Origin of the sequence: uncultured Virgibacillus sp. (genome assembly GCF_947495635.1) — a bacterium.
Classification (GTDB): Bacteria; Bacillota; Bacilli; order Bacillales; family Amphibacillaceae; genus Virgibacillus; species Virgibacillus salarius.
The window spans coordinates 1-9,372 of record NZ_CANMAB010000133.1; the positions used below are offsets into that span (position 1 = coordinate 1).

Annotated in this window: 10 protein-coding genes; 8 read left to right on the forward strand and 2 right to left on the reverse strand. The window is 36.7% G+C overall.

Annotation, left to right across the window (positions count from 1 at the left end; translation table 11 throughout):
- The first annotated feature begins 296 nt into the window (after window positions 1–296).
- The 6 genes from thiL (at window position 297) to Q1A47_RS18915 (ending at window position 5,301) form a co-directional block, all read left to right on the forward strand.
- Window positions 297–1,262, forward strand: coding sequence for a thiamine-phosphate kinase (gene thiL / locus Q1A47_RS18890; protein ID WP_026680368.1), 966 nt, complete (start codon window positions 297–299; stop codon window positions 1,260–1,262).
- 9 nt (window positions 1,263–1,271) lie between these two features.
- Window positions 1,272–1,727 carry a tRNA (adenosine(37)-N6)-threonylcarbamoyltransferase complex ATPase subunit type 1 TsaE gene (gene tsaE / locus Q1A47_RS18895; RefSeq protein ID WP_026680369.1) on the forward strand — a complete coding sequence of 152 codons (456 nt, stop codon included), beginning with the start codon at window positions 1,272–1,274 and terminating at the stop codon, window positions 1,725–1,727.
- Window positions 1,728–1,752: 25 nt separating this feature from the next.
- Window positions 1,753–2,460, forward strand: coding sequence for a tRNA (adenosine(37)-N6)-threonylcarbamoyltransferase complex dimerization subunit type 1 TsaB (gene tsaB / locus Q1A47_RS18900; protein WP_026680370.1), 708 nt, complete (start codon window positions 1,753–1,755; stop codon window positions 2,458–2,460).
- Entirely contained in the window at window positions 2,453–2,902 is a 450-nt protein-coding gene (gene rimI / locus Q1A47_RS18905) for a ribosomal protein S18-alanine N-acetyltransferase (protein ID WP_166531004.1), read from the forward strand. Before tsaB ends, rimI begins: the two co-directional genes overlap by 8 nt.
- Window positions 2,899–3,909, forward strand: a complete 1,011-nt coding sequence (tsaD, locus tag Q1A47_RS18910) for a tRNA (adenosine(37)-N6)-threonylcarbamoyltransferase complex transferase subunit TsaD (protein WP_166531003.1) — start codon at window positions 2,899–2,901, stop codon at window positions 3,907–3,909. The genes rimI and tsaD overlap by 4 nt, the downstream gene beginning before the upstream one ends.
- A 219-nt stretch (window positions 3,910–4,128) precedes the next feature.
- Entirely contained in the window at window positions 4,129–5,301 is a 1,173-nt protein-coding gene (locus Q1A47_RS18915) for an FtsW/RodA/SpoVE family cell cycle protein (RefSeq protein ID WP_166531002.1), read from the forward strand.
- A gap of 316 nt (window positions 5,302–5,617) precedes the next feature.
- Here the strand turns inward: Q1A47_RS18915 and abc-f are convergent, their stop codons facing one another.
- Complete coding sequence (gene abc-f / locus Q1A47_RS18920) at window positions 5,618–7,543, reverse strand: ribosomal protection-like ABC-F family protein (RefSeq protein WP_026680374.1); 1,926 nt, start codon at window positions 7,541–7,543, stop codon at window positions 5,618–5,620.
- Window positions 7,544–7,676: 133 nt separating this feature from the next.
- Between abc-f and moaC the strand changes: the two genes are divergently transcribed.
- Window positions 7,677–8,186, forward strand: a complete 510-nt coding sequence (moaC, locus tag Q1A47_RS18925; protein WP_121604545.1) for a cyclic pyranopterin monophosphate synthase MoaC — start codon at window positions 7,677–7,679, stop codon at window positions 8,184–8,186.
- Window positions 8,167–8,817, forward strand: coding sequence for a redox-sensing transcriptional repressor Rex (locus Q1A47_RS18930; RefSeq protein WP_026680376.1), 651 nt, complete (start codon window positions 8,167–8,169; stop codon window positions 8,815–8,817). The genes moaC and Q1A47_RS18930 overlap by 20 nt, the downstream gene beginning before the upstream one ends.
- A gap of 84 nt (window positions 8,818–8,901) precedes the next feature.
- On the opposite strand, the gene Q1A47_RS18935 is transcribed toward Q1A47_RS18930, so the two are convergent.
- Window positions 8,902–9,105 (reverse strand): hypothetical protein, encoded by a 204-nt coding sequence (locus Q1A47_RS18935; RefSeq protein WP_299632698.1) that lies wholly within the window; start codon window positions 9,103–9,105, stop codon window positions 8,902–8,904.
- Window positions 9,106–9,372: the final 267 nt, after the last annotated feature.

Consider the following 9,372-nt stretch of genomic DNA (forward strand, 5'->3'; position numbering starts at 1 on the left):
TCCGGTAGTTCAGTTGGTTAGAATGCCTGCCTGTCACGCAGGAGGTCGCGGGTTCGAGTCCCGTCCGGACCGCCACTAATATTATAAAGGTAGACACAGGATTTCATTATTGAAAATCGTGTGTTTTTTATATTTAATAGGAATTTTCATCAAGAAGCTGTCGCCCCGAATCAAGTAAAATATCCATCCTTATCTACTTCATGTTATTTCCAATCTAGTATGGTTTCCTTTTTCATTTTTCAACATTTTTTGCTATCATAAAATATAGCTTAAAAAGAAATTGGTGTGACTTGTAAATGGATGAATTTTCATTAATTGATTCAATAAAACAAACATATTATAGCCAGCCTACTTTAATCAAAGGTATTGGGGATGATGCAGCTGTTATACGTCAATCTGCATCAGATATTGTAACGGCAGTTGATACTTTTGTAGAAGGAGTCCATTTCCGAAGGGATACGATGGAGCCTTTTCATGTAGGATTTCGGGCTTTAGCAGCAAATTTAAGTGATTTAGCTGCAATGGGAGCAACTCCTGCTTTTTATCTAGTTTCTATTGTTATTCCTAAGACTTGGACCGAAATAGAAATTGCTGAGATCTTTGCTGGCATGAAGAAAATGGCTGGGAAATACCACATGGACTTAATTGGTGGAGACACAGTATCGGGCAAAGAACTATCTTTATCTATTACTGTGATTGGTTATGTTGATCAAGATAAAATTCGCTACCGTCATACTGCTAAAGCTGGAGATATTGTATTTGTAACGGGTACATTAGGTGATTCACAAGCAGGCTTTCATATTCTGACAAATCCAAGCTCCTACGATAACGCAGCGTATTTTATTAAAAGGCATCAACTACCCACACCTCAAATCGATTTTGCAGCTCATTTGCAGAAGTTTACTCGAATCACATTAAATGATGTGAGTGATGGCATTGCAAGTGAAGCAGCAGAAATTGCGGAAGCTTCAAGGGTAACTATTCAATTAGAGGATAATCGAATTCCAGTTCATGAGACATATAATCAATTTCCTTCTGATTTACAATATAACTGGAAATATTTTGGAGGGGAAGATTTTGAATTATTAGGTACTGTTCCGTCAGCGGACTGGTCGGAGTTAAAGAGCGTAGCTAAATTATTACCTGTTAGAATAACGAAAATAGGTAAAGTTATAAACGAGGATACAAGTGGAAAGGTATATATCAATAAGGATGGTAGGGATTACACTTTACCAAAGCAGGGGTACACACATTTAAAGTAGGTGGATTTATTGGATACATATCAAATTACAACTCATACAGTAGAAGAAACAATACAGCTTGCTGAAAAACTTGCGATATTACTTAAGCCAGGGGATGTTATTATGCTTGAAGGTGACCTTGGAGCTGGAAAGACAACCTTTACAAAGGGTATCGCAGTTGGACTAGGAGTAAAACGAAATGTGACAAGTCCAACATTTACGATTATTAAAGAGTATGAAGGCGAACTGCCGTTATATCATATGGACGTCTATCGACTAGAACATTCAGATGAGGACATAGGGTTTGATGAATATTTTAATGGAGACGGTATTTGTATCGTTGAATGGGCAAGATATATTCAAGATTACTTACCACAAAATCGTCTAGAAATAACTATTTCATACATTAATGAGCATTCGAGAGAATTAGCATTTACTGCATGGGGTGACCATTTTAAATACGTTCTAAATGAACTACAGTTATAATTTAGCAGAATGAGGAGTTATTTACATGAACATACTTGCTATCGATACCTCGAACCAAGTAATGAGTGTCGCTATTCAACAAAATGAGCAAATCATTGGCGAAATAAATACAAACTTAGCGAAGAATCATTCCGTACGTTTAATGCCAGCAATTGATCAATTAATGAAAGATATTGGATTAATGCCTGATCAATTAGAGCAAATTGTTGTTGCAAAAGGTCCTGGATCATTTACAGGAGTTCGAATTGGGTTGTCTACAGCAAAGACAATGGCCTGGGCACTGAATATACCAATAGTGGGCATTTCTAGTTTGGAAGTCCTTGCATATCAAGGGCGATTTTTTAATGGTCTTATTTGTCCTTTTTTTGATGCTAGAAGGGGAATGGTTTATTCCAGTACCTATCAGTGGCAAGGTACGATTATGGAAGAGATTGTACCTGAATCAAATATTTCCATGGAGGATTTATTAAACAAGCTTAAGGCTTATGACAAGCCTGTTTTGTTTTTAAGTCCTGACATGCATATTCATCAGGAAGCTATTGAACGGATAGTAGGAATAAATGCCATGATTCCAGAACCTACCTATCATCTACCTAGGGCATCTCATTTGATATTAGCATCTAAAGATAAACCCATTGATTCTACACATACGTTGACTCCAAATTACCTCAGACTTGCAGAAGCAGAAGCGAAATGGCTTGAGCAACAAAGGGAAAAGCAAGCGAATGAGTAACGTAGCAATACGAAAAATGGAAGTAGCTGATGTTCAACAAGTAATGGAAGTGGAAAAGGCATCTTTTACCAATTCATGGACGACAGACATTTTTTATCAGGAGATTACCGATAATCCACATGCATATTATTTTGTGATGGAGCTTGACGATACTATTGTCGGTTATGTAGGTATGTGGATAGTCCTGGATGATGTACAAATTACGAATATTGCTATTATGCCATCTTTTCGAGGGAGAAGATTAGGAGAAAAACTATTCCACTATACTATTCGATATGCGATAATGAAAGGAGTCAGTCGTCTGTCTTTAGAAGTTCGTAAATCGAATATGATAGCACAAAAATTATATCGTAAATTTGGGTTGGTATCAGGCGGCATTCGTAAAAATTATTATACAGATAATCAGGAAGATGCAATTGTAATGTGGGTGAATTTAACATGAAAAAAGACACAATACTATTAGGAATTGAAACAAGTTGTGATGAAACTGCAGTAGCCATTGTAAAAAATGGAAGAGAAATTCTTGCCAATGTCGTTGCATCACAAATTGATAGTCATAAACGATTTGGCGGAGTAGTTCCAGAAATAGCTTCCCGTCATCATGTGGAACAAATAACGTATGTACTGGAAGAAGCACTACAACAGTCAAATACGGTATGGGAAGCTATTGATGGGATTGCAGTTACGGAAGGGCCAGGTTTAGTAGGTGCTTTATTAGTAGGTGTGAATGCTGCTAAAGCATTGGCTTTTGCTAAACAAAAACCGTTGATTGGTGTACATCATATAGCTGGACATATTTATGCAAATCGGTTAGAAAAGGAATTTGAATTCCCTTTGCTTGCATTAATCGTTTCTGGTGGTCATACAGAACTTGTTCTTATGAAATCACATGGAGCATATGAATTAATTGGCGAAACAAGGGATGATGCTGCAGGAGAAGCCTATGATAAAGTTGCACGTATGTTGCAATTACCTTATCCAGGTGGCCCGCAAATTGACCGGCTGGCAGAACTAGGAGAAGAAGCAATCGATTTTCCTAGAGCTTGGTTAGAGCAAAATAGCTATGATTTTAGCTTTAGTGGGCTGAAGTCTTCTGTTATTAATACCATTCACAATGCAAAACAACGTGGAAAAGAACTTAGAAAAGAGGATATAGCAGCTAGCTTTCAAGCTAGTGTAATTGATGTATTAACTACTAAAACGGTTCGTGCAGCAAAGGAGTTTGATGTTAAACAGGTTATTATTGCAGGCGGTGTAGCAGCTAACAGAGGATTACGCAGTGCGTTGGAAGCAGAATTTGCAAAGACTAGTATTCCTTTATTAATACCTCCTTTAAACCTCTGCACGGATAATGCTGCAATGATTGCTGCTGCAGGGACAATTGCTTTTGAACAAGGTAGACGTTCAGGGCTTGAATTAAATGCAAGACCTTCGTTACTTTTAAAGTAATAAGTAATCCACAGGTTGTCACAGAAATGTTCATAACTTATTGGAAGTCTGTCAGATAGTCATGTTGAAAGTGGGTAAATTTGTGGAAAACTGCATAAAAACATGTGGATAATGTGTGTATCTTTTTATTAATAGCGATATAATGCATGTTATTCACTTTTGAGCTTGTGGATAACTATACAACATTTAATGATGTTAGAGAAATTTGGTGATTGAGCAGTGTCTAAGAAACAGTCCTTTTATATACAGAATGATTTAATTATCTTATTTATTTTGTTTGTATGTGTCAGCTTGCTTTCCATTTACAACGCCCAGCAATTGGATCAATATAATGAGAACTTTGTTTTAAAACAAATCGTTTGGTTTACAATAGGTGTTGGTATTGTAGCTGCCATACAGTATTTAGATATTGAGCAAATTCAGAAGGCTAGTGTTTTCATCTATGGATTTGGTGTACTTGTGCTTGCTGTGCTGTTAATTAGTCCAGATGCGATCGCAAAGCCTGTTAATGGTGCAAAAAGCTGGTTCCAGCTTCCTGGACTTTCGTTACAGCCCGCTGAGTTTACGAAAATAACGACGATTATATACATGGCTGCTGTTATCCACAGCCATAAGCAAAAATTTGAAAGACCAACTGTAAAGTCAGACATACTTATGTTAGTTAAAATTCTTGCAGTAGTTGGAGCTCCCGTCTTTTTAATTATGCAACAGCCTGATTTTGGTACGGCAATGGTGTATCTATTCATTGCAGGGATGATTATTATATTATCGGGAATTGATTGGAAAATCATTATGTTTTTAATTGTTAGTATTTCAGCGGTACTTGGCGCTGTATTAGGATTTATTGTAAAATTCCCGGATCTAGCTAAGAAAATTGTTGGAGACGACCAGGCGTATCAGATTGATCGAATTATGACGTGGTTTGATCCTACGCAACAAACAAGTGATGCTACATGGCATTTTGACCAGGCTTTTATGGCACTTGGTTCAGGGCAATTATTTGGAAAAGGGCTTGGGACACCTCAGGTTAATTTCCCAGAAGCACAAACCGATTTTATCTTTTCCATCATTGGAGAGAGCTTTGGATTTGTCGGTAGTGCGCTTGTCATTTTTCTATATTTTATGTTGCTATATAAGTTAGTCACGATTGGGCTCGCTATTTATCAGCATTCGCCGTTTGCATCATATATTTGTTTTGGCTATCTGAGTATGCTGTTAGTCCACGTGTTTCAAAATGTTGGGATGGCAATAGGAATTATGCCGGTAACAGGAATTCCGTTATTGTTGATAAGTTATGGAGGTAGTTCCGTATTATCCACAATGCTTGGCTTTGGCGTGATTTATCGAATAGCTGTGGAAAACTCGATCCAAAATGATTATCTATTCAAATAAATATGGTCATCTAAAAAAGCTACATGATATAAAATTGCGATCATGTAGCTTTTTATTTACAAGCAGATGTGGCATATCATCATCGAAATCTAGGATATGGGACGCTTTATGTAGAACTAGATGACTCGTGTAATTTCTTTAGAAGTCATCCATCTAAGGTTAACTATTTCATACTTCGGTAGGAACCACCTAATCATTGCATTCAAAGAATGATAAAAAACCCGAGCTATTTTTCGAAATATAACTTCGTATATTCGGAATATAGCTCGGATTTGTTTCATCTAGATTACTATGTTGGGGCGCTCTTTTAAATCGATTATTCCTCTTGTAGCTCGGCCCACTCTTCCATTAATCGTTCAATATGCTGTTTTCGATTTTGCGTCTCTTGAGTTAATTCAAGTGCCTTTTCATGATCTTGGAAAATTTCTGGCTGTGTCATTTTATCTTCTATCTGATTGATTTCTAACTCTAGTTTTTCAATTTCTTCCTCGAGTTCAGCAATTCGTCGTTGCTTCTTGCGTCTTTCACTTTTTAATTGCTTTTCTTCCTTGTAGCTCCGCTTTTTTTCAGTTGTTGACTTTTGTTTAACTACTTCAGCTTGCTGTAATCTTTGTATTTCTGCCTCTTCTGCTTTTTTCTCTAGATAATAATCATAATCCCCTAAATAAAGCATCGTATTGGATCTTTGCATTTCGATCACTTGATCAGCAATTTTGTTAATAAAATAGCGATCATGAGAAACAAAAAGTATCGTACCTGGATAATCGATTAAAGCAGCTTCAAGTACTTCCTTACTATCGATATCAAGATGGTTTGTCGGTTCATCGAGTATAAGCAGATTGGCTTTTTGCATCATCAATTTAGATAATGCCAGTCTTGCTTTTTCTCCCCCACTTAATGCATTCACTGGCTTTAAGACATCGTCTCCTGAAAATAAGAAGTTACCAAGAACGGTGCGTATATCTTTTTCATTTATCGTCGGATAATCATCCCAGAGTTCCATCAATACCGTTTTTGAAGAGTTTAAATTTGCCTGCTCTTGATCATAATAACCAATTTGAACATTTGTTCCGAGCTGAATGTTACCTTTTGCAGCCTTCAGTTTACCTAATATAACTTTTAATAACGTAGTTTTACCAACTCCATTAGGTCCTACTAAAGCAACACTTTCACCACGATTTAGGTGCAGATCTACATGGTGAAATAAGTCATTATCTTCACCATCATAACGAAAGGACAGATCATTGATTTTTAAGACATCATTTCCACTTCTTTTGTCGATATGAAATGAAAAGGAAGCAGAAGATTCTTCTCCTAAAGGTCGATCAAGCTTGTCCATTTTTTCTAACTGCTTCCGCCTACTTTGGGCACGCTTCGTTGTAGACGCACGTACAATATTTCGTTGAATAAAATCCTCCATTTTTTTAATTTCAGATTGTTGTTTTTCATATTCTTTTAGGTCTTTTTCAAAATCCAAAGCTTTTTGTTCTAAAAATTTACTATACGTACCATGATATTTTTTCGTTTTATGTCTGGAAATCTCATAAACGATGGATACGGTCTTATCTAGAAAATAACGATCGTGGGAGACGATGATGATAGCTCCAGGATAGCTTATTAGATAGTTTTCTAACCAATTTAATGTATCAATATCCAAGTGGTTTGTTGGTTCATCTAAAATAAGTAACTGTGGCTTCTTTAATAACAGTTTTCCTAGTGCCAATCTAGTTTTTTGACCACCACTTAGTGTTTCAATTGGTGTTTGGTAGTCAAAATGATGAAAATCTAGGCCAGTTAAAACAGCTTTTATATCTGCTTCATAGGTATATCCGCCATTCCTTTGAAAGACCTGTTGTAGTTTATCGTATTGATCCAATAATTTTTCATAGCTGTCAGTTGAATGGTTAGTCGTTTGTTCCATTTGCTTTTCAAGGAGACGTAGCTCTTCTTCCTGTTTTCTTAATTCCGTAAATACAGCGAGCATTTCATCCCAAATGGTTTGATTTGATTCAAGTGACATATGTTGTGATAAGTAACCGATTGTTAAATCCTTAGGCTGGAAAAGCTCACCATCATCATAGCTGAGTTCACCAGCCATTATTTTTAATAGTGTAGACTTTCCAGCTCCATTTCTACCTACAATAGCAATACGATCATTGTCTTTTACTTCCATTTTTATATTCGATAGAATCTCATCAGCACCAAATGCCTTAGAAAGTCCATTCATTTGCATAAGTATCATAGCTTTTCACCTCATCCATACTAGTGTATCTTAATTACATGAACGCAAGCAATATAATTGTGAAAACGATCACGACTTATTTCCATTTTTCTGCTAGAATAGAGATGGAGTTCAAAGCAATGGAGTTGGGCAAATGTCAGATTTTACACACTTTAATCAACAGGGTAGGGCGCATATGGTGGATATTAGTGATAAGCAAGAAACGAATCGTATGGCAATCGCTAGATCCAGTATCCTTATGAACAAACAAGTTTATGAGGCGATTATTGGAAATGCTATAAAAAAAGGGGATGTACTTGCAGTTGCACAAGTTGCAGGTATTATGGCAGCAAAGAAGACACCAGACTTTATTCCAATGTGTCATCCGTTACCATTAACGGGCGTTAATATTTCGTTTCAGTGGGATACGTCACATGATACATATGAATTAATTGTTGATGCCACTGTGAAAACGAAAGGAATTACAGGTGTTGAGATGGAAGCTCTTACTGCTGTGTCTGCTGCTACATTGACAGTATATGATATGTGCAAAGCGATTGATAAAGGGATGACCATCGGCCAGACATTTTTAATCGAAAAACAAGGTGGTAAATCTGGAGATTATTATCGTAAGGAAAGAAGGAATGACCATGGATCAAAATAAAATACCTCAAGCAACTGCTAAACGCTTGCCATTGTATTATCGATTTTTAAATAATTTGAATCACCAGGGCAAAAAAAGGGTGTCCTCCAAGGAATTAAGTGATGCGGTAAAAGTCGATTCTGCTACCATTCGCAGAGATTTTTCTTATTTTGGTGCATTGGGTAAAAAGGGATATGGCTATAATGTCGAATACCTATTGGGATTTTTTCGTAAGACGCTCGATCAGGATGAAACAACGGATGTTGCACTAATTGGCGTAGGTAATCTAGGTACTGCCTTTTTACATTATAATTTTATGAAAAATAATAATATATTAATAAAGATGGCGTTCGATAGTGATCCCGATAAGGTTGGAACTACGATTGGTGATGTACCTGTATATAATATTGCAGATTTAGAAGACAAGATAGCTGGTGTAAAGGTGGCAATCTTAACAATCCCTGCTAGTGAAGCGGATGGAATCACCGATCGACTCGTGGAGCAAGGGATTACGGGGATTTTAAATTTCACTCCAGCGAGGATTACGGTTCCAGAACATATTCGTGTTCATCATATTGATTTAGCGGTTGAGCTACAAGCACTTGTTTACTTCTTAAAACATTATCCTTTAGAAACGAATCGTCTAGAATAAGCGAAGCCTCTTGATGGTAATTAAAGCTACTGAGAAGCGTTTTTGATATGCTCTCCTTTATCTCGCTAATAACTCAGTAAGATCTTAATTCAAGCAATAATACGGATTAAGCGGGGGATCGACTGCCAGTAAATGTCCGATTGGTTTTACGAATAATCCGTGGGGATAAACAAATCCCCCACGGATTGAAGTTTTACTTTGTGTAGACAGATTAAACATTGATTCTGTATTACTTAAGGAGCGTTTTAATAGTGAAATAGCAGTATTTGATGAAGCGTCGTTTTCCATGGGCAACGCTTCAATGTATATTTTCTTTCTTGATTGGAAAAGCAAAAGTAAGTAGTTTTTTGCTCTTAAGGAAAAATGAAATCAGAAACAAGCTGGGAAACCTAGATAGGGTTTCTTTTTTTGTAAGTTAAGAAAGTATAAAATCAGTGCAATGACTGCGTTAAGCCAAGTAGTTATTTTGAAATGTTTGTGTATATTGGCAATGCTCCGACTAATTACTTCGCTTTCCGCGGGCACGGCCCATAGCCGTCAAGCTAAGAAAAAAGA